The following is a 23292-nucleotide window of genomic DNA, read 5'->3' as shown; positions in this document are numbered from 1 at the left end:
TTCAGGACTCCTCTTCGACCAGCGCCGAGGACCGGGCGGCGTCGATGTGAACGGCGCGGCGCGCCGGGTCCAACAACTCCTCTGCGAAGTGGCAGGCGACCCTTTGGCCGTCCCGCACGTCGCGCAATTCGGGTTCAAGGGTGGTGCAGGTCTTGGGGCGACCAATCTGTCGGCAAAGCCAGCAGCGCGGCTGGAAACGGCAGCCCGGCAGCCGGTCGAGCGGCGAAGCGGGCTCGCCCGACAATACGATGCGCCCCTTGGCCAGCGCCCGAGTGCTGCCCACCGCCGAAATCAGCGCGATGGTGTAGGGATGCAGCGGGTCGTCGAAAAGCGCATCGGTGTCGCCGGTCTCGACGAACTGCCCGGCATACATCGCCGCGACCCTGTGCGAGAGGTAGCGCACGGTTCCAAGATCATGGGCAATCATCACGTAGGTGATGCCATGCTCTTCGCGCAGCCGTTTCAGCAGGTTCATGATCTGCGCCCGGATCGACACGTCGAGCGCCGAGACCGGCTCGTCGAGGATGATCACCTTGGGATTGAGCGCCAGCGCCTGCGCGATGGCCACCCGCTGTCGCATGCCGCCGCTGAGTTCATGCGGAAAGGCGGTGGCGACCCCGGCGTTGAGGCCGACATCCTGCAACAGTTCGGCGATCCGGTCGTCCAGCACCGCGCCGCGCAGCCGGGTGTTGACGAGCAGCGGCTCGGCGATGATGTCACGGATGCGCCGTTTCGGGTCAAGCGAACTGGTCGGGTCCTGAAACACCGCCTGAACCGACAGGCGAAAGGCCTTCCAGTCCGATTTTGGCAGCGCCGCGACGTCTTCACCTTCGAAACGGATGCAGCCGACGGTTGGACGGTCGAGGTCTAGCAACATCCGCGCCAAGGTCGTCTTGCCGCAACCGGACTCGCCGACGATGCTGAGCGTCTCGCCGGGCACGAGGCGGAAAGAAATGCCATCGACGGCCTTGATCTTTTCGCGGTCGCGCCAGAAGGCAAGGCTTGCGCCTTGTGGAAAGTGGCGCTTGACGCCGCGGGCCTCCAGAATGGTCCGGGCCACAGGGATATCGCTGGCGGTCATGGCGTTGTTCCGTTCCTGTCAAAGGCAGTTGCAAGGTCCGGACCGTGCCGACGCAGGGCCCGGACGCGCGTCAGGTGAGTTTCAGCAGCTCGATCTGGCGACTGAGGAATGGCCATGTGTCGCGCTGCGGCCAATCCGCGACAACCGCGTCGTTCACCGCAAAAAGCGTGTCGGCAGCAAGAACAGGCACAGTGACCCAAGACTGGTGCAGGATTTGCATGGCCTCTGTCACCATTGCCTCACGCTCTGCCGTGTTCATGGTCTTGCCGATCATGGCAACAAGCGCCTCGAAACGGTCGTCCTTGAGCAGCCGCGACACTCCGGCCTGGGCATAGAACACCCGCAGATAGGCCTCACTGGTGAAGCGGGGGGTATTCGTGGCCGCCGCCAACTGACCCGCGATGTAGGCGTCGTCCTGCTTTTCAACGAAATAGGGCCTGATCGTGGTGTATTCCTGAGTCGTGTACTCCACCTTGATGCCAACCTCTGCCAACTGCTGCGCCACCGCCAGCGCGACAACCGAAGGGTTGGGGAAGGACGCGGCACGGACCGAGTCGCGGACCGCCACGGTGAACCCGTCCGGATAGCCCGCTTCGGCCATCAGCGCCTTGGCCTGTTCCGGGTCGTAGATCGCGGCCTCTTCCATCCACGGCTCAAAGGCTTCGGGCAAGAGCCCGTCGGCCTTGGCGGCAAGCCCCCAGGGCGCCCCCGGCGCACGGGCGAACCCGGACATCAGCGACTCTCCTATGGCCTGACGGTTGATCGCCAACGAGATCGCCTTGCGCACCCGCGGATCAGATGTCGCCATTTCCTGACCCGCAGGCGTAAAGGTTCCGTAGATGTTCAGCGCCAAATCGGCCGAATTGGGCACGGTGGCCAAGACAAAACCGTCCATGTCCCTGAGTTGCGCCGCCTGATCCGGATCCGGCTGCATCACGTCGATCTCACCGGATTGCAGCATCAGGAACTGGGTCGAAAGATCGGGCACAATCAGAAATTCAACGCGGCGGGCCTCCGGCTTCGCGCGCCAGTGGCCATCGAAGGCGGCGATGGTCAACGATCGGCCACGCCGGTGCGACTCGAACTGGTAGGGCCCCGACCCGATCGGGCCTTCGTTCAGCAGACGGGTCTGGGCCTCGAAGTCTTCTCCGGCCTCCAGCAACTGCTTTTTGCTGAGCACGATGCCGGTGACGGATTCATGCGGCGAGATCATGTAGGGAAAGGTCGGACGGGCGCCATTGGTGGTGATCTCAAGGGTGTATGTGCCGGTCTGGGCGACGCTTTTGATCGCGTTCCGCAGGGCGCTGGCCCCGGAACTGGCGACATCCGGGTGCATCCACCGCTCGAGGCTGTAGACCGCATCCTCGGCGGTGACCTCACCGTATCCGCCGTGGAACAGGGCACCTTCCCGCAGCTTGAGGGTCCAGACGGTGCCACTGTCGTCGACCTCCCAGCTTTCTGCGAGGCCGGGCACCAGCGCGTTGTCCGGACCGATTTCCAGAAGCGAGTCGAACATAATCATGCTGATGTCGGACACTTGGCCCCGCACCTCCATCATCGGGTCCATCACCTCGCCGGTCAGGCCGGTCACGGCGATGCGCAGGGTGCGTTCTTCCTGCGCGCGCAGGCCTTTCGGCAGCGTCAGCAGGGCCGTCGTTCCGGCGGCGGTGCCGGCAAGAAACGCCCGGCGGCTGATCCCGGATCGGTATGTCTGCTTGTCCTTGGTCATCGGTCTTCTCCTCCCAATTTCCGGCGCGCCATGCGCCCGGCATCTGTCACCGGGCGCGCGGGCCGCAGCGACATGGCTGCGGCGTCGAAACCAGCGACCGGAGCGGCACCCGGACCGGGGCTCCCCTGACCAGACAGCCTATAGCGGCGATCGCCATCCAAGAAGGCGAGATCGGGGCTTATTGTACTGAAAACAAATGATTATCCCGGATTTCGGGATAATCGGGGCGGACAACCGGGAACGCCCTGGCGGGCAAAGGCAGAGCCGATGATCCGTCAAGGCAGGGACTCGGCGTTGCTCTGGCCACGTTGACCGAACCGGGTCTGCGGGCAACGATTGCGACACTTCTTGCGGGACAGCGGCAGTCTGTGGGCAGGGCGCATGTCATGCCCTCGACGCCATCTGCGCAAGAGGCAGGAGGACAACCGACATGATCGTGACCAACATCGGCAGCGGGCTGGCCGTGAATCTGAACCTGCTACAGGTCTTCGTCAGCGTCGCGGAATGCCGCAGCTTCAAGCAGGCCTCGGAAACCTGCGGCAAGTCTCATTCGGCGGTGAGCAACGGCATCAGGCAGTTGGAAGAGCAGCTTCAGACCCGCCTGTTCTACCGCACCACCCGCACAGTCGACCTGACCGATCAGGGCCGCGACCTGCTGGGCTTTGCGCGTTCGGCCCTGACCGAACTCGGCGACAATCTGCATCGGGTGCATGATGCCAGCCGGTGCCGGTCCAAACATATCTCGATAGCCTGTTCGATCTCGATTTCCGGCACACTGCTGCCCGCCGTTGTCAAGAAATTCGCGGCGCGGTATCCCGAGATCACGATTTCGGTCTCGGAACTGCCGATTGCGCGCACGATTGCGGGCATCGCCAACGGCGAATACGATTTCGGGATCGGCGGCGTCTGTCCCGGCAATCAGGCGTTGGAGTTCGAACATCTGATCGACGATCCCATCGTGGCGTTGATCCCCAACTGCATGGCGCAGTCGCGCCACGCCAACATCACCATGGCTGAGCTTTGCAAGCTGCCGCTGGTGATGATGACCAGCGAAAGCATCACCCAGCGCATGTTCGCCGCAGCCGCGAAGGAACGCGGGATTGCCTTTGGCAGGGTCTACGACGGCGCGCTGCAACCCAGCCTGTTGTTGCCAATGGTGGATGCCGGTGTCGGCGCGACCGTGTTTCCAAGTCTGGGGGAACTCTGGGCTTCCTACCCCAATGTGACCGCTGTGCCGATCGTCGAACCGGCGCTGACCCGCAAGGTCAGCATCGTGACTGCCCGCGGGGCCCGGCTGCCAGAGGCGACACGGCACCTGTTCCCGATGCTGCGCCGTGTCGCCCGCCAATGGGGCGTGTCGCGGGCAGAGTTGAACGCGGTGGCCTGATCCCCGGCGGACGGCCTGAAAACGCGGGTCGCCCCAGCCGTCCCGCGCCGCCGCGCCGGAAACATGGACCGGCAGGGCAAAGGAAAAACCAACCCGGCGCGGCAGATCGCAAGCAGGGTCGGGAGGCAGGACATTTATGCAGAGCAACAAGGTCGAAACCGCTTGCGGCACGGTTGAGGGACACCGGCACCCTGCCGGTGCATGGGCGTTTCTGGGCATTCCGTATGGCCAGACCACAACCGGCGAGAACCGCTTTCGTCCGGCCCGACCGGCACGGCCTTGGCGCGGCGTTTTACAGGCCTCGGCCTGGGGTGCGCATTGCCCGCAAGGCGGGTTCAATGAGCACCCCGATTACACCCAACCGCTGCCGGGACCGGTCCCGACAAGTAGCGAAGACTGCCTGAAGCTCAACCTGTGGTCTCCGGCAGGCCACCGCGCAGGCAAGCGCCCGGTCATGGTCTGGCTGCATGGTGGCGGCTTCTCGGTTGGCAGCGCCGCGCAGGCCATCACCAACGGCGGCAACCTCGCCGCCTTCGGCGACGCGGTGGTGATCAGCCTCAATCACCGGCTCAACATTTTCGGTTTCCTGTTCCTCGATGATGTAAGCGGCGGAGCGGTGTCGCAGACCGCCAATCTTGGCCTGACCGACATCGTTCTGGCGCTGCGATGGGTGCGCGATAATGTGGCGGCCTTTGGTGGCGATCCGGACAACGTGACCCTATTCGGGGTCTCCGGTGGTGGTCGCAAGATCTGCAACCTTATGGCGATGCCCTCGGCAAAAGGGCTGTTCCACAAGGCCATCATCGAAAGCGGTCCGCATTTGCGCTGCATCCCCCGTGACAGGGCCAGCAGGTTCGCGGCGGGTTTCCTGCATCATCTTGGGGTGGCGCCACGGGACATTCGCGCCCTCCACCGGATCCCGGCGTCAAGGCTGCAAGCCTTGTCGGTGGCGTATTGCCGCGCGCTGAACGACCCGGCGGTGGCCGAAGACCCTACAATCGCGATCTGGATGATGTCGCCGGTCGTCGATGGCGCGGTTCTGCCGGAGCATCCCTGGGACGGGCAGGCGCCCGAGGCCAGCCGCAATGTGCCGCTGCTGATCGGCACCAACAAGGATGAGGCGGCGGTGCACCTGTGCCGTCGCCCCGGTGCCGGCCAGATGACGATTGAGGCCTTGCAGGCGCATTGCGAGAGGGCGCTGGGCCCGCGCGCGGAGGCGATCCTGAACGCACACGCGCGCGCGCGGCCCGAGGAAACCCCTTGGGAACTGCTGGTCGGGATTGCCAGCGAAGACCGGCGACTGATGGCCGCCGACATCGCCTTGCAGAAAACCGCGCAGGGCGGTGCCCCGGCCTATCTTTACCTGTTCACCTGGGAAACCGATTTCCGCCTCTACAAGGCGGCGCACGGCATCGAGGTGCCGTTTGTGTTCCGCACCGTGGACCAATCGCCGATGACCGGCGGCCGCGCTGACCGCCACATATTGGCAGAGACTGTCAGCGCGGCCTGGATCACCTTTGCCCGGACCGGTCACCCGCAGGTGCCCGGAATTGCCCATTGGCCCATCTACGAACCCGCGCGGCGGACAACAATGATCCTTGACGTGCCGCCGCGCCTTGCGAGCGACCCCCGACGTGCAGAGCGTCTGGCCTTTGGTGGGACCGGAGCCTGCATGCCATGGGAACCGCGATCCCTTGCCGTTGGCCTCACCGCGCCATTCGCTGTCAGGACACCGGCCTGAAGACCGCGCCCAAGGCTTGTCACCGAAGTGGCTAGGGACCGCTTGGAAACTGCCATCCGCTGAAACACCGGACACGCAGCCCCTGCCGGGCAGACCGGTGACGACATGGCCGTTGGCGGGGATCTGGGGGAGGGCGCGGTTAACGGCGCGCACCTGTCCGAAGAGCGACGGCGCAATTTGCTGCCGAAAGCCACCCCTCGGCAGAGAATGTCAGGATCGAGACATCTGCCGGGATGGGTGCCGGGCCGGGTTCCGGGATGGGGCAACCATGCCCCGACCGGCGTTTTTACCGGGGGACACGACCTGAAAGCTGCCGACCATCGCCCTCTGCACGGCCAACTGGCCGCGCAGGGTCATCGAGAGCAGCGAGGCACGCGGCGGTCTGCCTGACCTCAACCCTGCCCCTCGGCATCAAAGACCAGCACGGCGCGGCCATCCAGTCCCCCGTTCTGGGTCAGGCGATAGGCCTTGGCGGCGTCTCGGAACGAGATCGCACCGCCCTGAGCCAGACGCGGGCGAAAGCGCCCCTGACCCAGCAAGCAGGAAAGGTCGCGCAGGATATCTTCGCGTTCGAACCCCTTGGCAACAGAGACAACGTGACAGGTCAGCCGGTCATCCCCGATCGGATGCGAGCTGCGCAGCGCCACCGCGCCGCCGCCGTCGCGCACCAAACCCGAGACCTCATTCCCGATCAGCGCCCCGTCGATCAGCCCGTCGACCCCCTCGGGGCAGGCCGCGCGCACCGCCGCGGCCATCCCGTCGTCGCGGGGCACCACCAGATCGGCACCTAGGTCACGCACCAGCGCGGCCTTGTCGTCGCGCACGTTGGCGATGACTCTCAGACCACGCGCCTTGGCCAACTGTATGGCGCTGCCGCCCAACATACCGGCCCCCCCGGTCACCAGCAGCGTCTTGCCCGGAGCGAGGGCCAGCATGTCCAGCGCCAGAACCGATGTCAGCGCGTTCATCGGCACCGTGGCCGCGGCAAGCGCGTCGACGCTCATGTCGATCGCAACGACTGAGGCTGCGGGCACCACGATATACGCGGCATGGGCCCCGCCCTCTGGACGGCGCGGATTGACCACGCCCATGACACGGGTGCCCGGCGCAATGTCGACCGTCTCACCCACCGCGTGCACGTTGCCGGAGAATTCCATACCGGCCACGTAGGGCGGTGTAAGGTGGGTCATCATCTTGGCCTGCGCGCCGCCCAGCATCAGCAGGTCGGTCGGGTTGACGGCGGCGGCGATGATCCGGACCACCACTTCACCGGCGGCGGGGTCCGGGATTGGCCGTTCGGTCACGGCCAGTTGCTCTGGGCCGCCAAAGGCCTCGAAGGTGACGGCGAACATGGGCGCTCCTTTCATGCGGTTTTCTGCATCAGCTTGCGGTAATCGTCGCGCCGGGCCGGATCGACGGTGAGCGGCCGGTCGTACGAAGGGTCGCTGCGATCCCGCGCCGTGGCGCGTCCGGCATTCATGAACGCGCGCACCGCCTCGGGCAGGGAGGCGCGCGTAGAGGTGAAGGAACTGAGATCGGCGATGTCGGGGATCTCATCCATCATCGACCAGTCGCGCAACGTCACCCGAGCGGCGATGCGCCAGTCGCCCCCGCGCTTTTCCAGCCGGTCGACGTAGCGCCCGCCGCCCAGCGTCAGCGGTTTGCCCTGCCGGTTCATCGATACGAACATGAAATAGGTTTCGGCATGGGCGGTATCGCCATCCAGCTCGCAGGTATGGTTCAGCAGACAGTGCTGGTGACAAAGGTGCGCGGCCTCGTGCTGGTTCAGCGCCCAGTCGGTGAATTCCTCTGGCGTGCCGACGAACTTGCCGTGCTCGTCCAGACAATCGGGATGAAACGCCGAAGCGATCATCTCGCGGTCGAAGCGGTCGACGCCTCGGGCATAGCGGTGCACGCATTGGCGGATCTCTTCGCGGTCCCAGAGTTCGTTCACCTTGCGGGCAATGTCGGTGTCTTTGTCTTGCATCTCGTGCCTCCGAAACGGTTGGCGGTCCCGCGTGGGGGCCGCTGAAAGGATCAACGGTAGACCAGGTCGGGCAGCCATGTGGCGATCGAGGGATAGGCGATCAGCAAAATCGCCAGAAACAGCATCGGCAAAAGGAACGGCAGCGCGCCAATGGCCACGTCGCTGAACTTGCCGCCACGGCTGCGGATGCCCTGCGCCACATAAAGGTTCATGCCAATCGGCGGGGTGATCAGCCCGGCTTCCATCAGAATGGTGATCAGGATACCGAACCAGACGCCGGTGAATTCCGCCTCGCCAAGTTGCACCACAATCGGGAAGACGATGGGGATCGTCGTCAGCATCATCGACAGCGTCTCCATGAACATCCCCAGCAGGATGTAGAACGCGACGATGATCAGCATGGTCTCCACCGGGGTCAGGCCCAGATCGGCAATGACCCCGAGCATCGCCTTGGTGACGCCCATGAAGGCGAAGATAAAGTTCAGGAACAGCGCCGCCAGCACGATGAACATGATCATCGCCGTGGTCTTCATGGTGCCGACGGCGGCCTCAGAGATCATCTGCCAGTTCAGGGTGCGGTTTGCAGCGGCCAGCAGCAACGCCATGCAGACCCCCACGGCGGCGGCCTCTGTCGGGGTGGCGATGCCGGCATAGATCGACCCCACAACCGCAAGGAACAGAACCACCGGCCCGGCCAAATCGGGCAGGCTGGCAAAACGTTCACGCCAGGACGTCTTGATCCGGGTGCCGCCCCAGCTGCTTTTGAAGACACAGGCCACAAAGATCACAACCATGAAGGTCAGCGCCAGCAACATGCCGGGGATAAAACCGGCGAGGTAGAGCTCGGGGATCGAGGTTTCCGTCAGCACGCCGTAGAGGATAAGGCCGACCGAGGGCGGGATCAGGATGCCCAGCGTGCCGCCTGCGGCCAACGAGCCCATGAACAGGCTTTCGTTGTACTTGTTGCGCTCGATCTCGGGGTAGGCGGCAACGCCGATAGTCGCTGTCGTGGCCACCGAGGACCCCGAGGTGGCGGCAAACAGCGCACAGGTGCCGATATTGGCGTGCATCAGGCCGCCCGGCAGCCAGGTCAGCCACTTGGCCACGGCATTGTACATCTTGCGGGCGATCCCGGCGCGCAGCATGATTTCGCCCAGCATGATAAAGAGCGGTGCCGAGATGAGCAGGAAATCGATGCTCTTTTCCCAGTAGATGTTGCCGATGGCGCGCTCCAGCCGCCCGGCCATGTAGAGGTCGTCGAGGCCGAAGGCGAGCACCCCAAGAACCGCGCCGACGGGCACCGCGGCGGACAGCAATATGACAATCGCGATGACGATCCAGACTGCGGGCATCAGTGTTTTTCCTCGTCTTCCGGGCGCGTGGATTCGGCCGGATGATCCGGCGTGATGTAGGTTTCTTCTTCGATTGTTTCCTCGACGCTGGGCACGCCGGCGACCCGGTTGACCGTCGCGTAGTCGCGCCGGACCAGTGCAGCCACCGCGAAGACCGTCAGCAGCAGCGCGGTGGCGGAAAACAGCACGTAGCCGATCATCCAGAACAGTTGCGGGATCCAGAGCCGGACGTTGACCACACCGATGCTCATCGAGTTGCCTTCCCAGGATTTGACGAAGACCCCGGCCACCGACAGCGTCAGCATCGAGACGAAGTAGAGCAGCAACAGCAACGCCAGCAGGTCGAGACCGGCGCGGATGCGCGACGAAACCAGTGAATAGACCACGTCGATGCGGATGTTTGCGCGGTCGAACAGCACGTAAGGGTAGGACAGCGCGGTGCCGATGGCGAAGATGAAGCCCGACATTTCCGTGGCGCCGCCCAAAGTGGTGTTGAAGAATTTTCGCAGCAGGACGTCCATCGTCACCATCACGGCGATGACGATGATTCCCAAGCCGCCGACGAGGGCCGCGAAGCGCGCCACGCCCTCCAGCCGCGCATGGACAATATTCAGGCTCATATCCGATCCTTCAGGACAAGTCGCATGACCCCGCCCGGTTTTTCCGGACAGGGCGTCGGGGAGGGGGTTATTTGCCGTCCAGCGAAACCCCGAGGATTTCGCCGATTGTTGCGTCCCACTGGGCGGCGCAGCCCTTGCCGCAACGTTCGACCCAGCGCGTAAGCACGGTCTCGCGAATGCCCGAGCGCAGCGTTTCGGTCTCTGCCACACTCAGGTTCAGCAGCTTCATCCCAGAGGGTTCGCCCAGCGGACAGGGTCCGTCGCGCAGGCAATTGCCGCCGACGATGGTGCTGTTCTCGGTCTCTTCGCGCAGGCTGGCGTCCAGAGCGGCAAACTGCGTGGTCAGAAAGCTTTGCGTCTCGTCGTCAAGGTCGTTCCAGACATCCAGGTTGGCGGCGGTGAAGAAGTTGGCAAAGGCCGGCAGGTCAAGGATGGCATTGGCCACCTGCCCCATGTTGAAGCCATAGGCGACGTAGGAAGAGGTGATGGCACAATCGAGCACGCCGCGTTCCAGCGCCGGGATCACGTCACCAAACCCCATGGTCACCGGCACGCCTCCAAAGCTTTCCACGAGGTCGGAAAAGGCCTTGGCATGTACCCGGATGTTCTTGCCGCGCAGCGTTTCCAGTGTGAAATCCTGCATCTCTGCTTCCGACAGTTTGCAGAAGGCCTGAAGCTGCGGATAAAGCGTGATTGACAGCAGCTTGGCGTTGAACTTGTCTTCAAGCTCTGCGGCGATGATCGGGGAATAGACATCGACCAGTTGGTAGGCGACCTTGGGGTCGCTGGTCAGGCCGGGCAGGTCCAGACCTTCGGCAAGCGGACTGTCGCCCGAGATGTAGCCGACCACACCCCAACTGATGTCATTGGTGCCGAGGCGGAGCAGGTTCATGATCTCGAAGCCGGTCAGGCCGAGTTCGGTGTAGGGCACCGCGCGGGCGGTGATCGCCCCACCCGAGGCCTGTGGCAGCGTCTCGTTATAGAACGGCAACTGATGGTCGCGGGTGAAGGCGTCGGTGTGATTGCCGACGATGACCTCAAGGCGTTTTTCTGCAAGCTCGGCGGTGACCGGCGCAGTCCCCATGGCAATGACGACAGCGCCCAGTCCAAGGACATGACGCAGCATGTGGGTGTTCATCTTGATGCTCTCCTGATGTCTTACGCCCGGAGGCGACAATGCGACGGGCCGGTCACGCAGCGCGCCATGCGCTGCGGTATGTGGCCGTGTCGGATCGGCGTCGGCGAACCTGACCGCCGGTGCTAAATGTTCGGCGGTTATTGGGCGGTCATGCCAAGGATCGCACCCATGGTCTCATTCCACTCGGTGGCGCACTCGGCCCCGCAACGCTTGGTCCAGCGGGTCAGCACCGTGGATTCAACCACCTCTTTCAGCGCGGCCCCATCGGCCTCGCTGAGCGTCAGCAGGCCCATGCCGCCCGGCTTGCCCCGTTCGCAGGGACCGTCGCCAAGGCAGGCAGCGGATTGCGCGGTATCGCGGTCGGTCATGTCGTGCAACTGCTGCTCCAGTTCTGCGAATTGTTCGGTCAAAAAGGCCTGGGTCTCGTCGTTCAGCCCGGTCCACGTATCATTGTTCATCGCGTAAAGCTGGGTCGAGTAGCCAGCCGGAATGTCGACGACGTAGTTCGTCACCTGAAACATTCCGGAACCATAGGCCGCCGTCGGCGAGGTGATGGCGCAATCCAGAACGCCGCGTTCCAGTGAGGGAATCACGTCGGCAAAGGACATGGTGACTGGAACCGCACCCATGCCTTCGACGAAATCCGCAAAGGATGTGCTGTGGACCCGGATTTTCTTGTCCTGAATGGTATCAAGGCTGAAATCGGCGGCCTCGGACTCGGGCAGGTTGCAGAAGGCCTGCAACTTCGGGTGGGTGTAGAACAGCAGCAGTCTGGCGTTCCAGTTCTCGGACAGCTCGCGGGCGATCAGCGGGCGATAGGCTGCCTGCGCCTCGCGGAACAGCGTCAGGTCGCCGGTCAGACCGGGCAGTTCCAGACCCTCGACATTGGGGCTGTCGCTGGACATGTACCCGATGACCGAGTTGCTGATGTCGTTGGTGCCAAGTTTCAGCAGGTTCATGATCTCGTAACCGCTGAGCCCAAGTTCGGTATAGGGCACCGCGTTGCCGGTGATCTTGCCGTCCGAACGCTCTGCCAGCCATTCGTTGAAGAACGGCAGGGCAAGTTCCTGAGTGAAGGTGTCAACATGGTTGCCGGTGACGACCTCAAACTTCACGCGGTCGAGCTCGGCCAGCGCCGCCCCTGCCCCAAAAGTCGTGATCAGTGTGGCCGCCGCGAGTGTGTTTGTTGCTTTGTGGATCTGGACCATCTTTTCCTCCCGATATCCGCAAATGCCTATGGCATTTCCTGTGCCCTCGCTTGCCACGCCATTCCCGCAGCGGCGCCGAGCCGTGGAAAATTGCTAACATCCGTTTGCACTTCGGTCGTGCCCTTTTCCTTTGCGTTAGGGTCACGGTAGGGGAAGGTATCGGTTTTGCCTTTATGTTGTCAGGGCACCCTTTCGCGGGTCGGCACCTGTGTTCCGGTCTGTTGCGCCGCTTGCAAAGGTCAAGAAACGCGGCCCCCTGGATGACCCCGTCCCGTCCAGAGACAACGACGGCCCCAGTTTGACAATTGCAGCGACCATGGTTGAGGGCCCGCCGATGTGGCCAGACCGCGGCCGAGATCCGCGCGCCGCTACGGTCGCAATCCTTCCGGGCGAGACCGCGTTGACGCGAGTCCCGGCAGGCCCACATGGCAGCGCAAGGATGCGGACAAGAGGCGATCAGGCCAGACTGGGCCAGATTGGACCAGCGCAACGGCGTCGCGCCACACGTCGCCCCGGCCGGGTCATCACGTCCGCAACAGACGCCAGCCCGCACCGCCCCGCACGGGGCCGCATACAGCGTCGATGCCTGCAACAGGCGGACCAACTATGGCTGACCGCCAAGCCGTGCCCGCCCGATGCTCGGCTGTGGGTCGTCACCCGATGTGGCGCTGCGCGAAGCCTTCCATCTCATAGGAGGCATCGTGGCGGTCACGGGTGCACAGTGTATTCTCGGGGCCGACTTCGCGCGCCGTCTGGCCGACCTCGTCCAAGCGGCTCCAATCGTCGACCACCCGACGGCGCAGCACACGCCAGCGACCGTCACGCTTTTCGAAGCGATCCAGATAACGCCCGGCCCGGCTGCGGGTATAGGTCCTGTCGCCCACCTCCCGGCGCTGATAGGCGACGAAATAGCTTTCGACATTGGCAAAATTTCCCTCAAGGTCGATCAGGATGTTGCCGATATGGTGCATCGAGGCCTTGACCTCGGGGTTCTGGCCGCTGCGCCGCAGGGTCGCCACGGTCTGCGCCTTGTCGCCACGAAAATTGCCGTGGTCGTCATAGGCGTCATCGTGAAACGCCGCCTCGAACAGCGCCGCATCGGCGCGATCGACGCCACGTGCATAGGCATACATCGCCTGGCGAATTTCTTCGCAGTCGCGTTGCCGGGTCACTTCCCTGTCGAGCGCCTCGATCCGGCGTTGCAGTTCTGCGATCCTGTCGGTTTCCGTCATGTTGTCCAAGTTGCCAGCCCTCCTACGGCTCCCATGGGGTGTCGATCCTCTTGCGCGGGCGCACCGGACGTTCATAAGACGGGTCGGTTGCGTCACGGCTGCCGCGATGCCGGGTGGCAAGACGGGTCTCCATCTGGCTTGCGTCAAGCAACCCCTGCCAGTCGAGCAGCACCAGGCGGGTCTTGATCCGCCATGTGGTGTCGCGCCGTTCGAACAGGTCGATGTATCGCCCGCCAACCATCTCAAGCTTCTCCGCCCCTGTCTTGCGCAACGCCGCCATGAAATAGGCCTCGCAATGCGCCTGCGCTCCGTCCAGTTCGACGGTCTGGTTCGAGACATGGTGGAAACTGACATCGCGCGCCGCCTGCGCCGGGTGCCAGCCAGCGATGAAATCCTCGACGCCGCCGCTGACCGGCCCGTGGGTGATGCGCGCGTCCTCCCAAATGGCGGCGCGGATCAACACCTGATCCATCCGGTCGACGCCGCGGATGTAGCGCAAGAGACAATCCCAGATGGCCTGTCTGGCCACGATCCCCGCCAGCGCGGCGGGATCGAAGTCCCGGCTCAGGTCCTGTGCTGTCATGCGCTGTGTATCCATTGCGTGCGGCCCCTTTCGGGCGGTGCCCGCAGTCTCGGCACCAGCCTTGCGAACCACAAGTTTGTCAGACGCTATACTGCCCACAGCATTTGCCTATGCTCTGCTCCCCCGAATGATGGCCTGAAAGCGGGTGCAGAAAGGGGCAGGCTATAACGGCTCCAGTCTGCGTCGATGCTGTGCGCCCCTGCGACGGACATGCCTTTCGTGTGCCACGCCGACCATCCTAGGATCGCAGGGCAAACGGCGGTCCACGGGCGCGTTGGCCACGCGGCCGATGCAGTCGCCCGGACCGCGACCATGGTTCACCGACACAGAGGCACGACGCCTTGATGCCGCGTGCCACCAAGACCGACAAGGGAGAGCAATATGCGATTCGAGGGACGCACCTACATCATCACCGGCGGCGCCAGTGGCATTGGCGCCGCGACCGTTCAGCGCCTCTGCGACGAGGGTGCCAATGTCGTGTCGGTCGACCTTGACGCCGAGGCCGCCCGTGCCGCGCTCGGCGCGGCTGGCGCGGGGAAGGACCGCGCCATGGCCGAGGCTGTCGATATCGGCGACGCCGAGGCGGTGGAGGCGCTGACGGCGCGCGCCGTCGACCGGTTTGGTGCGCTTGACGGCGTGGTGAATTGCGCCGGGGTGCGCGGAGTCGGCAGCATCACCGACACCACCCGCGACGTCTGGGACCTGAACCTGAGGGTAAATCTGACTGGCAGCCTGAACACCTGCCAAGCGTTCTGCCGCTACGCGACACAGGCCGGACGGCCCGGTGCCATCGTCAATATCTCATCGCAGGCTGGTGTAGAAGCGGTGCCGAACCGGCTGTCCTATGTATCGGCCAAACATGGGGTCGTCGGCCTGACCCGTGGCGTGGCGCTGGAAATGGGCAAGAGCGGCATTCGCGCCAACTGCATCGCGCCCGGTATGATTTACACGCCGATGACCGCGCCGATGTTCGAGGACCCCGCAAACGCCGCGCGGATCCGCGCCGCGCATCCCATTGGCCGTGAGGGACAACCCGCCGAGATCGCCGCGGTGATCGCCTTTCTGCTGTCGGACGATTCCAGCTTCATGACCGGCTGTGTGTTGCCGGTGGATGGCGGCCTCACCGCTGGCGCGCCCTCTTTCTGAGCGCTGGGAACAGCGGTGCCGGTGCCGGGGGGCCTGTGGCAATTTCCCGAAATAGGAGAACCTGATGACCAAGCACTCCTGGTCGCTGACCGACGGCTTCGGGCTGGACAACCTGCGCCGGATCGAGGCCCCCATACCCGTCCCCGGCCCGCGCGACGTACTGATAGAGATGCGCGCCGCCGCGCTCAATTACCGCGATCTGGTGGTGATCGACGGCAAACACGGGCGCGCGGTGCAACCGCCGCTGGTGCCACTCTCCGATGGCGTGGGCCGGATCGCAAAGCTGGGCAATGAGGTCAGCGATCTGGCCGAGGGCGATCGCGTCTCGCCCTGCTTTTTCCTCAACTGGCCCGGCGGCGCGCCGCCGGTGGATCTGGTCACCCGTCGACTGGGCGGGCCGCTGGACGGCACTCTGACCACGCATCTGGTGGTGCCTGCCTCGGCGGTGGTGCAGGTGCCCGCGCATTTGAGCGACAACGAGGCCGCAACCCTGCCCTGCGCCGGTCTGACCGCATGGAGCGCCCTACAGGAACCGTCACCGCTGCGCAGCGGCGAGACGGTGCTGATCCTCGGCTCCGGCGGGGTGGCGCTGATGGCGCTGCAACTGGCCAAGGCCGCCGGGGCCCGCGTCATCATGACCACCTCTTCGGCGGACCGCGCCGCCCGGCTGCAACAGATGGGCGCGGACATGGTGATCGACCGTTCTGTACAGCCCGAATGGTCGCGTGCCGCGCGCAAGGCGACCGACGGCATCGGCTGCGACCGGGTGCTGGAGCTTGGCGGCGCGCGGACATTGAACGATTCGCTCAAGGCCACCCGCCCCGGCGGCGTTGTCATCCTCATCGGCAACGTGACCGGCAACGAGGCCCCGTTGTTTCTGCCCTTCGTGCTCAGCAAGCGGCTGACGATGCAATCGGTCTCGGTCGGATCCAAACAGGCTTTTGAGTCGATGAACCGTGCGCTGGCGTATCACCGAATCCACCCGGTTGTGGGGCAGGTCTTTGCGTTCGACGATGCACCAAAGGCGTTTCGGGCGCTGGACCGCCACGAAGGCTTTGGCAACATCTGCGTTGCCATCACCGGACCCGAGGCTGACAAACCGGGTCTCTGACGCCCGGTTCAGGGTGGGGTGCGCAACACAAACGCCGGAACCTCGGTGGCCCGTCGCGTCCCAAGATCCACCGCCAGCAGACAGGTCTCGAACAGCGCCACCGGGGTCCCGCGATGGGTGCTCAGCAGGTTTGCCGTGACAAAGGATTTGCCGCCCGACGCCACCAGCCGCCCGCTGCCGCGCAAAAAATCCTGCGGCCCGCAGGGACCAAGCCGCCTGTAGCGCAGTTCCACCAGCATCCGGCCGATGCCGGTTTTGACGGTGAATTCATGCGTGAACCCAAGGCCTGCCAGAACATGATGCGAAACGGGCCCAAGCCGCGCGATCGCGGCGTTGAACTCCAGCGTGCCGTCTTTGGCCACCTCATCGTGCCGTACCGGACCCAGTTCGATCACGTCCCCCGCCTCCGGATCGGGCCGCCATGCGTCCGCCAGCCCCGTCAGGCCACGCGGCCCGACCCGCGCGGCCAGCGCCCCCGGCAACGGCGGCAGGGTCGCGTTGGGCGGCAGTCCGTCGTCCACCGACGTGGCCAGCATCTGCCCGTGGCGGTGCAGGTGATGCACGGTGACAGCAGTGCCCGCGACGTTCTGTACGAAAGAGCCAATCGCAAAGGCTTCGTTGCAGAGCAATTCGCGGTGAAAGCGCATGTGGCGACCCGTCACCACGACCTCGTCGCGGTTAGGTCGACCATCCAGCGCAGCGGCCACTTCGGCGGCGGTCTGGAAGCTGCGGCAATAGAACCGGGTGTTCCAATGGCCATTGAAATCGCACTCCCAGCTTTCCACCCGGCCATGAAAAGTCGGCCGTCCATTGGCCTGGTGCATGACGCCTCCGGTTTGATCCTGTCGGGCGGATCGCTCCCTACCCGACCGGGCAACTGTCCCGGCTGTCGCGCTTCTATGTCCGCGCGACAGCCGAGCGCACATTATCAGGCGACCTGCGAGGTGGCGTAGTCCTTCGGCACTCCGATGGATTGAAGTTCCACATAGGGCTCGAAGCCTTCCCAGCCGCTTTCGCGCCCGATGCCGGATTGCTTCACGCCCCCAAAGGGCGCGTGAAAGCCGAAGGGCGCGCCGTTGACCTCCAGCACTCCGGTGCGGACCCGCTCGGCCACGGCAATGGCGCGCTCTGTATCGCCGGAAAAGACGGAACCGCTGAGCCCGAAGACCGAGTTGTTGGCAATCGCCACCGCGTCATCCTCGTTGTCATAGGCAATGACCGACAAGACCGGGCCGAAGATCTCTTCCTGCGCGATACGGTCGTTCTGGTCGACTCCGGCAAAGAGCGTCGGCCGCACGAACCAACCGTGGTTCAGCCCCTCGGGACGGCCGAGACCGCCGACCACCGGCGCGCCGGTCTGCGCGATGCCGGCCTCGATGTAGCCCGTGACGCTCTGCTGTTGCTTTTCGCTGACCATCGGGCCGATGTGGGTTGCCGCATCGCCCGGATCACCGATCGGCATCGAGCGGATCATATCGGCCAGGGCCTCCACCACCTCGGCTTCGCGGGTCGTCGACACCAGCACTCGGGTCTTCAGGGTGCAGATCTGGCCAGAGTTGCGGAACGACAGCAGCCGCATCGCCTCGACGGCGGCGGGAATATCTGCATCGTCGAGGATGATGCCCGCGGACTTGCCGCCCAGTTCCAGCGTGATCGGACGCAGAAGGCCGCCGCATTTCGCCGCCAGATGACGCCCCGCGCCGGTCGAGCCGGTGAAAGTCACCTTGTCGACGCCGGGGTGGAGCACAAGGTATTCGGCCTCGACGCGGTCACAGGTCACGACGTTGACCACCCCCTCGGGCAGGCCCGCCTCCTCGATCATCTCGGCCAGAATATAGGCGCTGAGCGGCGCCAGCGAGGCCGGTTTCAGGACCACGGTACATCCCGCAAGCAGCGCCGGGCCGAGCTTTTGGACCGTCGTCATCATCGGTGCGTTCCAAGGTGTGATCAGCGCCGCCACCCCCTTTCCGTAGCGCCGCACCAGCGCGTTCCCAGAGGCGGAGCGGCGCAGCTCCGTCCAGGGATAGCTTTCAGCGGCGATCTGGCACTGTTCGTCGAACATCATCAGTGGCACCGTCGTCTGGATGCTGCGCGACTGGGTGATCGGGCAACCCATCTCGGCGGTGATCACCTGCGCCATGTCTTCTTTCCGCCGCTCGAACACCGCCCGCAGCCGCTTGATCGCCTCGATGCGCTCTTCGACTGACAGGCGGGGCCATGGGCCTTGGTCATAGGCCCGGCGGGCCGCCGCGACGGCCTTGTCAATGTCGGCCCGCGAGGCGCTGGCGACGACCGCGATTTCCTGCTCGGTGAAAGGCGAGATGACGCCAATGCGACCGCCGCCCTCGGGCTTTTGCCAAGTCCCGTCGATGAAAAGTGTGCCTTCGTGTTTCTGCCAGCTCATGGCGATGCTCCCAACTGCCTGCGGCCGAACCCGACCGCCAAGGCCACGCCGCGAATGCCGCGTGGCAAATGTGTGCGCGCCCTTGACCAAAGGGCGATTGCGGAACCGGAAACGGTGTCCGACGGCAACGGCCAATCCGTCTTGACAGCCCGGAGGCTGCGCCCTGCTGCGGGGTGGCCACGGTCAAATTGCGGCGAGAATGTCGCTCAGTTCGTCCGGCAAAAGCAGCATGGCGTCATGTCCGCAGGGCAGCTCGACCCAGTCCCAGCCGGGCATTTTCCTTGCCAGGTCGCGCGATGACCCGGTGCCGCTCCACCAGGGTTGGGTGCAGGCGATATAGGTTGCGGGTAGGCCATTGCCCAACGGATGAGCAAGATGAATGGGGTCGAGGAAAGTCTGTAGCGGCTGCGGTGTCAGCCGCGCGCGCACCCATTCCGCCATTTGCGGGTCCGCGATCCCGAAGGCGGCGGGATCGGCAGGGGGGATGACCTTGCCATTGGCGGTATCCACCGCGTTGGCGCGGTACTGCTCGATCCGGCCCGGCGGCGCGGTGTCCAGCGGGCTCTGTCCGTCCTGAAGCACCATCGCGTCAAGATAGACCAGATGGCGCACCCGGTCGGGCAGGCGGTCGGCCAGGATAGAGACCGCAGAGCCCCCGAAACTGTGTCCCACGACAACCGCATCGGTGATGTCCTCGTAGTGGAAAAGCCTCAGCAGGTCTTCTTCGAAGGTCGCCATACCCATGGCCCCGGCCGCCAGATGCGCCCGCTCACCCATGCCGGTATGGCTGGGCGTGTGAACCTCATGACCGAGCGCCCGCAGGCGGCGGGCCACCGCCTTCCAGCACCAGCCGCCGTGAAAGCCGCCGTGGATCAGAACGAATGTCTTGCCGGTCATGCCCGCCCTTCCCGTATCTGCTTCGCGACAGCGGACCCTATTGGGCCTTGCCGTCTCCCTGAAAGATCGGCAACCCGGCCTTGGCGGTGTTCACGCCGCAGGGCCAGCCGGCGTAAAAGGCAAGCTGCACCACGAGGCCGCGCAGCTCGTCCGGGGTGACGCCGTTGTTCACTGCGTTCTGCATGTGATGGGCCAACTCGGCGTTCTTGCCCAGCGCACCAAGGATCGCGCATGTCACAAGGCTGCGGTCGCGCGGTGACAGTTCGGGTTGTTGCCAAACGTCGGCGTAGAGCACGTCGTTGCGCAGTCGCGCGAGTTCAGGCACGGCCTTGTAGAAATCCGGTTCTTCCATGGGATATCCTTTCGCTGTCTGCGGGTCCGGCGGGCATCGGCAGACGCCCGCGTCCTCCTTGTTGTAGCGAGGCAGTTTTGACTGCCGCAATGCCCGTTGGCGCATGTGCCGCCTACCATAGGCGCGGCCTTTGGGGGCCATGCGCACCGGGCGGGCCTACCCGCCCCGTACCCCTAGCGCAGCAGGCCCCGTCCGATCACCTGGGCCTGGATTTCGGCCGCACCCTCGAAGATGTTGAGGATGCGCGCGTCGCAGAACACGCGGCTGATTTCGAACTCCAGCGCATACCCGTTGCCGCCATGGATTTGCAGGGCGAGGTCGGCATTGGCAAAGGCCACCCGCGCCGCGAGCAGCTTGGCCATGCCGGCCTCGATGTCGCAGCGCCGGTCCTTGTCCTTTTCGCGCGCCGAGAAATAGGTCAGCTCGCGTGCCATCACGGTCTCGGCCAGCATCACCGCCAGCTTGTCGGCGATGCGCGGAAAGCCGACGATGGCCTGCCCGAACTGCTGGCGGTCGCAGGCATAGGCATAGCCCAGTTCAAAAGCCCTGCGGGCAACGCCAACGGCGCGGGCGGCGGTCTGTATCCGGGCACCTTCGAAGGTCTGCATCAACTGCTTGAAGCCCTGCCCCTCTTCGCCACCCAGCAGCCCCTCTGCCGGCACCGGAAAGGCGTCGAAGGCGATGTCGTATTCCTTCATGCCGCGATAGCCCAGCACAGGAATCTCACCCCCGGTCATCCCCGGCGTCGGAAAGGGAGCGGCATCGTCGCCGCGCGTCTTCGGCGCAAGAAACATGCTCAACCCGGCGTACCCCGGTGCCTCGCTGGAACGCGCCAGCACCGTCATCAGGTCGGACCGCGCGGCGTGGGTAATCCAGGTCTTGTTGCCGGTGATCCGCCAGCCGCCGTCTGCCTGCCGGTGCGCGCGGGTGCGCACGCTGCCAAGGTCAGAACCGGTGTTTGGTTCGGTAAAGACAGCGGTGGGCAGCACCTCGCCGGTGGCGATCAAAGGCAGCCACGCGGCCTTCTGGTCGTCGGATCCCCCCTGTGAGATCAGCTCCCCTGCAATCTCCGACCGGGTGCCCAGCGACCCGGCGGCGATCCAGGCGCGGCTGAGTTCTTCGGTCACCACACACATCGCCAGCTTGCCCATGCCAAGCCCACCGTAGTCCTCGGCGATGCAGACGCCGAAAGTGCCCAAATCGGCCATCTCGGCGACAATCCCGTCGGGGATCAGGTCGTCCTTCAGATGCCATTCCTGTGCCGACGGCATGATCCGTTCCTCCGAGAACCGGCGAAACTGATCGCGCACCATGTCGAGGGTCTCGTCGCCAAGGCTTTCGTCGATGGCACCGTCGGCGCGCAGATGCGCCAGCAGCGCTTGCCGTGTTTCAGGGGTGCTGCCGCCCTCCAGCCAATGGGCGACGGCGGGGGCGCGACGCAACTCGGCCGCCGCGTCGGCCAAGCCCAACTCCGAAGGTCGGAACACTTCATTCTGGCTCATCGCGATGCCAGTGGTCAATTGTTCGAGGTATTCGCCCAGACCGATGCTCAGGGTCAACTCCTCGCCGCGACGCATCCGCTCTGCCGCCTCCAGCCGAAGGCCCCAGTCTGCCGCCTGCCGGATCGCCTCGGCAATGGCCCCGATCCATGCCAGCCCATGCAGCGCGCGCTGCTCGGTATCCGCCAGCCCGCGGTCGACCTTGCCCTCCCGCATGACCCGCGCGGCGACAGCGGCCCTGGCGCGGGCGACATAGCCGTCAAGAAGCGGCGACAGGCCGTCAAGATGCGCGCTCAGCGCAGATTTGGTCTCAAGCATGGGAAGCCCTCCTTCTTGGCTCCCCCCTGCTCTAAGACCCGGTCCCGCCGGACATCAACCGCCCCATAGGCGGCGAAAGGCAAAGGCTTCGTCAGCCATAGGCCCGGCGGTCCCGTCTTGCCGGACTCAGGCCTTCACGCCCTCCGGCACGATCCGGCTGCCCGAGATCTGGTCGATGGCAAGGGCCGAGGTCATGACGCTTTGATCGCCGCCCAGAAGCGTCATGCAAAGCCGGTACATCTCCCGCGTGGTGGCGCCAAAAAACATCGGCATACCGACGTCGTTGCCCGCCCGGCAGGCCAGGTCTACGTCTTTGTGCATCAACTCCAGCGTGAAACCGACGTTCATTTCGCCTTTCTCGATGATCGGTCCGATCTGGCTTTCCAGAAAGACATTGCGCGCCCCTCCGGCCAGCAGGATGCGCACCGCGTCGGTCGGGGCGATGCCACTGTTGCTTGCCAGCGCGAGGCATTCGAGGCTCAGCAGCCGCTGCGCGCCCGACAGCAGGTTGTTGACCAGTTTCATGGCATGCCCGGTGCCGCTGCCACCAGCGTGGAAGACGTTGGGACTGATGCTGTTGAGGATCGGCAGAACGGTCGCGAAATCCGTCTTCTCGGCACCCACCATGATCGAAATCTTGCCAGCATCGGCACCGGCCGGGCCGCCGCTGACCGGCGCGTCGACAAGGGTCACGTCGCGCGCCGCCAGCCGCTGAGCCATGTCGCGGGTTTCCTTGGGATCGCCCGAGGTCTGGTCGATCAGGAGCGTGCCGGGGCGCAGACCTTCGGCCAGCCCGCCCGCGCCGAATATCGCGCGGCGCACATGTTCGGATTTCGGCAGGCAAAGAAAGATCGTGTCGCAATCGGCCGCCATCTGCGGCAGGCTTTTGGCGGCCGTGGCCCCTTTCTCCTCCAGCCTTGCGATGGCTTCGGCGTTCAGGTCAAAGACCACAAGCGGGTGCGAAAGCTGCAACCGTCGCGCCAATGCGCCACCCATGTCACCCAGCCCGATAAATCCAATCGACATCGCTGCCCTCCTCCTTTTGGCGTCCTGACAGAGTACTATCGCAGCCGCCCGGTTCTTGCCGAGGCGCAAACGCCCCGCCCCCACCACCATAGCCACTGCCTATGGCTCCGCTTGGCGCAGGCATCCACCGGCTTCACCGAGGGTGTCGAAGCTGCTACCCGCATTCATGGTCGACCCAATTGTGCAAGGAGAGCGGCACGCATGAAAATCCTCGTCCCGGTCAAGCGCGTGATCGATTACAACGTGAAAGTTCGCGTGAAGGCGGACGGATCGGGTGTCGATCTGGCAAACGTGAAAATGTCGATGAACCCCTTCGACGAAATCGCCGTCGAAGAGGCCATTCGCCTCAAGGAGGCCGGCAAGGCCGAGGAGGTCATCGCGGTCTCCATCGGCGTCAAGCAGAGCCAGGAAACCCTGCGCACCGCGCTGGCCATGGGCGCCGACCGCGCCATCCTCGTGGTGGCCGCCGACGACGTGCACA

The 23292-nt window shown here is 64.7% G+C and carries 21 protein-coding genes; 5 read left to right on the top strand and 16 right to left on the bottom strand.

The window, feature by feature from the left end:
• Nucleotide 1: 1 nt before the first annotated feature.
• Together ACN0S5_RS08360 and ACN0S5_RS08355 are read right to left on the bottom strand one after the other, a co-directional pair.
• The gene (locus ACN0S5_RS08360; protein WP_417207698.1) at nt 2-1081 is read right to left on the bottom strand and encodes an ABC transporter ATP-binding protein; all 1080 of its coding nucleotides are present in this window, start codon (nt 1079-1081) and stop codon (nt 2-4) included.
• A gap of 70 nt (nt 1082-1151) precedes the next feature.
• Nucleotides 1152-2810 (bottom strand): ABC transporter substrate-binding protein, encoded by a 1659-nt coding sequence (locus tag ACN0S5_RS08355; RefSeq protein WP_417207697.1) that lies wholly within the window; start codon nt 2808-2810, stop codon nt 1152-1154.
• A 430-nt stretch (nt 2811-3240) separates the two neighbouring features.
• On the opposite strand from ACN0S5_RS08355, the gene ACN0S5_RS08350 reads away from it, so the two are divergent.
• Together ACN0S5_RS08350 and ACN0S5_RS08345 are read left to right on the top strand one after the other, a co-directional pair.
• Nucleotides 3241-4197, top strand: a complete 957-nt coding sequence (locus tag ACN0S5_RS08350) for a LysR family transcriptional regulator (protein ID WP_417207696.1) — start codon at nt 3241-3243, stop codon at nt 4195-4197.
• Nucleotides 4198-4333: 136 nt separating this feature from the next.
• The gene (locus tag ACN0S5_RS08345) at nt 4334-5938 is read left to right on the top strand and encodes a carboxylesterase/lipase family protein (RefSeq protein ID WP_417207695.1); all 1605 of its coding nucleotides are present in this window, start codon (nt 4334-4336) and stop codon (nt 5936-5938) included.
• 392 nt (nt 5939-6330) lie between these two features.
• On the opposite strand, the gene ACN0S5_RS08340 is transcribed toward ACN0S5_RS08345, so the two are convergent.
• The 8 genes from ACN0S5_RS08340 to ACN0S5_RS08305 form a co-directional block, all read right to left on the bottom strand.
• Entirely contained in the window at nt 6331-7290 is a 960-nt protein-coding gene (locus ACN0S5_RS08340; RefSeq protein ID WP_417207694.1) for an NADP-dependent oxidoreductase, read from the bottom strand.
• An 11-nt stretch (nt 7291-7301) separates the two neighbouring features.
• Nucleotides 7302-7925: a nuclear transport factor 2 family protein gene (locus ACN0S5_RS08335; protein WP_417207692.1), complete on the bottom strand. Its 624-nt coding sequence runs from the start codon at nt 7923-7925 to the stop codon at nt 7302-7304.
• A gap of 50 nt (nt 7926-7975) precedes the next feature.
• Nucleotides 7976-9277, bottom strand: coding sequence for a TRAP transporter large permease (locus tag ACN0S5_RS08330; protein WP_417207691.1), 1302 nt, complete (start codon nt 9275-9277; stop codon nt 7976-7978).
• Nucleotides 9277-9897: a TRAP transporter small permease subunit gene (locus ACN0S5_RS08325; protein ID WP_417207690.1), complete on the bottom strand. Its 621-nt coding sequence runs from the start codon at nt 9895-9897 to the stop codon at nt 9277-9279. The genes ACN0S5_RS08330 and ACN0S5_RS08325 overlap by 1 nt, the downstream gene beginning before the upstream one ends.
• A gap of 67 nt (nt 9898-9964) precedes the next feature.
• Nucleotides 9965-11035: a TRAP transporter substrate-binding protein DctP gene (dctP, locus tag ACN0S5_RS08320; protein WP_417207689.1), complete on the bottom strand. Its 1071-nt coding sequence runs from the start codon at nt 11033-11035 to the stop codon at nt 9965-9967.
• Between the two features lie 137 nt (nt 11036-11172).
• Nucleotides 11173-12243 carry a TRAP transporter substrate-binding protein DctP gene (gene dctP / locus ACN0S5_RS08315; protein WP_417207688.1) on the bottom strand — a complete coding sequence of 357 codons (1071 nt, stop codon included), beginning with the start codon at nt 12241-12243 and terminating at the stop codon, nt 11173-11175.
• A 653-nt stretch (nt 12244-12896) separates the two neighbouring features.
• Nucleotides 12897-13475, bottom strand: a complete 579-nt coding sequence (locus ACN0S5_RS08310) for a nuclear transport factor 2 family protein (protein WP_417207927.1) — start codon at nt 13473-13475, stop codon at nt 12897-12899.
• Nucleotides 13476-13497: 22 nt separating this feature from the next.
• A complete protein-coding gene (locus tag ACN0S5_RS08305) occupies nt 13498-14058 on the bottom strand; it encodes a nuclear transport factor 2 family protein (protein ID WP_417207687.1) in 561 nt (186 codons plus the stop codon).
• Between the two features lie 381 nt (nt 14059-14439).
• Between ACN0S5_RS08305 and ACN0S5_RS08300 the strand changes: the two genes are divergently transcribed.
• Nucleotides 14440-15204: an SDR family NAD(P)-dependent oxidoreductase gene (locus ACN0S5_RS08300; protein ID WP_417207686.1), complete on the top strand. Its 765-nt coding sequence runs from the start codon at nt 14440-14442 to the stop codon at nt 15202-15204.
• Nucleotides 15205-15268: 64 nt separating this feature from the next.
• Nucleotides 15269-16315, top strand: a complete 1047-nt coding sequence (locus tag ACN0S5_RS08295; RefSeq protein ID WP_417207685.1) for a zinc-dependent alcohol dehydrogenase family protein — start codon at nt 15269-15271, stop codon at nt 16313-16315.
• Between the two features lie 8 nt (nt 16316-16323).
• Here the strand turns inward: ACN0S5_RS08295 and ACN0S5_RS08290 are convergent, their stop codons facing one another.
• From ACN0S5_RS08290 to ACN0S5_RS08265, 6 genes are all read right to left on the bottom strand, one after another.
• Nucleotides 16324-17139: a thioesterase family protein gene (locus tag ACN0S5_RS08290; protein WP_417207684.1), complete on the bottom strand. Its 816-nt coding sequence runs from the start codon at nt 17137-17139 to the stop codon at nt 16324-16326.
• Nucleotides 17140-17243: 104 nt separating this feature from the next.
• Entirely contained in the window at nt 17244-18719 is a 1476-nt protein-coding gene (locus tag ACN0S5_RS08285) for an aldehyde dehydrogenase (RefSeq protein ID WP_417207683.1), read from the bottom strand.
• A 183-nt stretch (nt 18720-18902) separates the two neighbouring features.
• Complete coding sequence (locus ACN0S5_RS08280) at nt 18903-19616, bottom strand: alpha/beta fold hydrolase (RefSeq protein WP_417207682.1); 714 nt, start codon at nt 19614-19616, stop codon at nt 18903-18905.
• 37 nt (nt 19617-19653) lie between these two features.
• On the bottom strand, nt 19654-19968 hold the full coding sequence (locus ACN0S5_RS08275) for a carboxymuconolactone decarboxylase family protein (RefSeq protein WP_417207681.1): 315 nt from the start codon (nt 19966-19968) through the stop codon (nt 19654-19656).
• A gap of 173 nt (nt 19969-20141) precedes the next feature.
• Nucleotides 20142-21785: an acyl-CoA dehydrogenase family protein gene (locus ACN0S5_RS08270; protein ID WP_417207680.1), complete on the bottom strand. Its 1644-nt coding sequence runs from the start codon at nt 21783-21785 to the stop codon at nt 20142-20144.
• Nucleotides 21786-21911: 126 nt separating this feature from the next.
• A complete protein-coding gene (locus ACN0S5_RS08265; protein WP_417207679.1) occupies nt 21912-22811 on the bottom strand; it encodes an NAD(P)-dependent oxidoreductase in 900 nt (299 codons plus the stop codon).
• Between the two features lie 201 nt (nt 22812-23012).
• Here ACN0S5_RS08265 and ACN0S5_RS08260 point away from each other — a divergent pair.
• The coding region (locus tag ACN0S5_RS08260; RefSeq protein ID WP_417207677.1) for an electron transfer flavoprotein subunit beta/FixA family protein at nt 23013-23292 on the top strand (280 nt) is incomplete at its 3' end.

Origin of the sequence: Antarctobacter sp., assembly GCF_048262615.1 — a bacterium.
In the GTDB taxonomy this organism is placed as follows: Bacteria; Pseudomonadota; Alphaproteobacteria; order Rhodobacterales; family Rhodobacteraceae; genus Antarctobacter.
This window is presented reverse-complemented; position numbering and strand designations above follow the sequence as displayed.

Coding starts and splice junctions, on each gene's coding strand:
- ACN0S5_RS08275 (WP_417207681.1), bottom strand. CDS start 19,968: ATGGAAGAACCGGATTTCTACAAGGCCGTGCCTGAACTCGCGCGACTG.
- ACN0S5_RS08305 (WP_417207687.1), bottom strand. CDS start 14,058: ATGACAGCACAGGACCTGAGCCGGGACTTCGATCCCGCCGCGCTGGCG.
- ACN0S5_RS08350 (WP_417207696.1), top strand. CDS start 3,241: ATGATCGTGACCAACATCGGCAGCGGGCTGGCCGTGAATCTGAACCTG.
- ACN0S5_RS08340 (WP_417207694.1), bottom strand. CDS start 7,290: ATGTTCGCCGTCACCTTCGAGGCCTTTGGCGGCCCAGAGCAACTGGCC.
- ACN0S5_RS08335 (WP_417207692.1), bottom strand. CDS start 7,925: ATGCAAGACAAAGACACCGACATTGCCCGCAAGGTGAACGAACTCTGG.
- ACN0S5_RS08360 (WP_417207698.1), bottom strand. CDS start 1,081: ATGACCGCCAGCGATATCCCTGTGGCCCGGACCATTCTGGAGGCCCGC.
- ACN0S5_RS08330 (WP_417207691.1), bottom strand. CDS start 9,277: ATGCCCGCAGTCTGGATCGTCATCGCGATTGTCATATTGCTGTCCGCC.
- ACN0S5_RS08295 (WP_417207685.1), top strand. CDS start 15,269: ATGACCAAGCACTCCTGGTCGCTGACCGACGGCTTCGGGCTGGACAAC.
- ACN0S5_RS08265 (WP_417207679.1), bottom strand. CDS start 22,811: ATGTCGATTGGATTTATCGGGCTGGGTGACATGGGTGGCGCATTGGCG.
- ACN0S5_RS08280 (WP_417207682.1), bottom strand. CDS start 19,616: ATGACCGGCAAGACATTCGTTCTGATCCACGGCGGCTTTCACGGCGGC.
- dctP (WP_417207688.1), bottom strand. CDS start 12,243: ATGGTCCAGATCCACAAAGCAACAAACACACTCGCGGCGGCCACACTG.
- ACN0S5_RS08300 (WP_417207686.1), top strand. CDS start 14,440: ATGCGATTCGAGGGACGCACCTACATCATCACCGGCGGCGCCAGTGGC.
- ACN0S5_RS08355 (WP_417207697.1), bottom strand. CDS start 2,810: ATGACCAAGGACAAGCAGACATACCGATCCGGGATCAGCCGCCGGGCG.
- dctP (WP_417207689.1), bottom strand. CDS start 11,035: ATGAACACCCACATGCTGCGTCATGTCCTTGGACTGGGCGCTGTCGTC.
- ACN0S5_RS08325 (WP_417207690.1), bottom strand. CDS start 9,897: ATGAGCCTGAATATTGTCCATGCGCGGCTGGAGGGCGTGGCGCGCTTC.
- ACN0S5_RS08285 (WP_417207683.1), bottom strand. CDS start 18,719: ATGAGCTGGCAGAAACACGAAGGCACACTTTTCATCGACGGGACTTGG.
- ACN0S5_RS08270 (WP_417207680.1), bottom strand. CDS start 21,785: ATGCTTGAGACCAAATCTGCGCTGAGCGCGCATCTTGACGGCCTGTCG.
- ACN0S5_RS08345 (WP_417207695.1), top strand. CDS start 4,334: ATGCAGAGCAACAAGGTCGAAACCGCTTGCGGCACGGTTGAGGGACAC.
- ACN0S5_RS08310 (WP_417207927.1), bottom strand. CDS start 13,475: ATGACGGAAACCGACAGGATCGCAGAACTGCAACGCCGGATCGAGGCG.
- ACN0S5_RS08290 (WP_417207684.1), bottom strand. CDS start 17,139: ATGCACCAGGCCAATGGACGGCCGACTTTTCATGGCCGGGTGGAAAGC.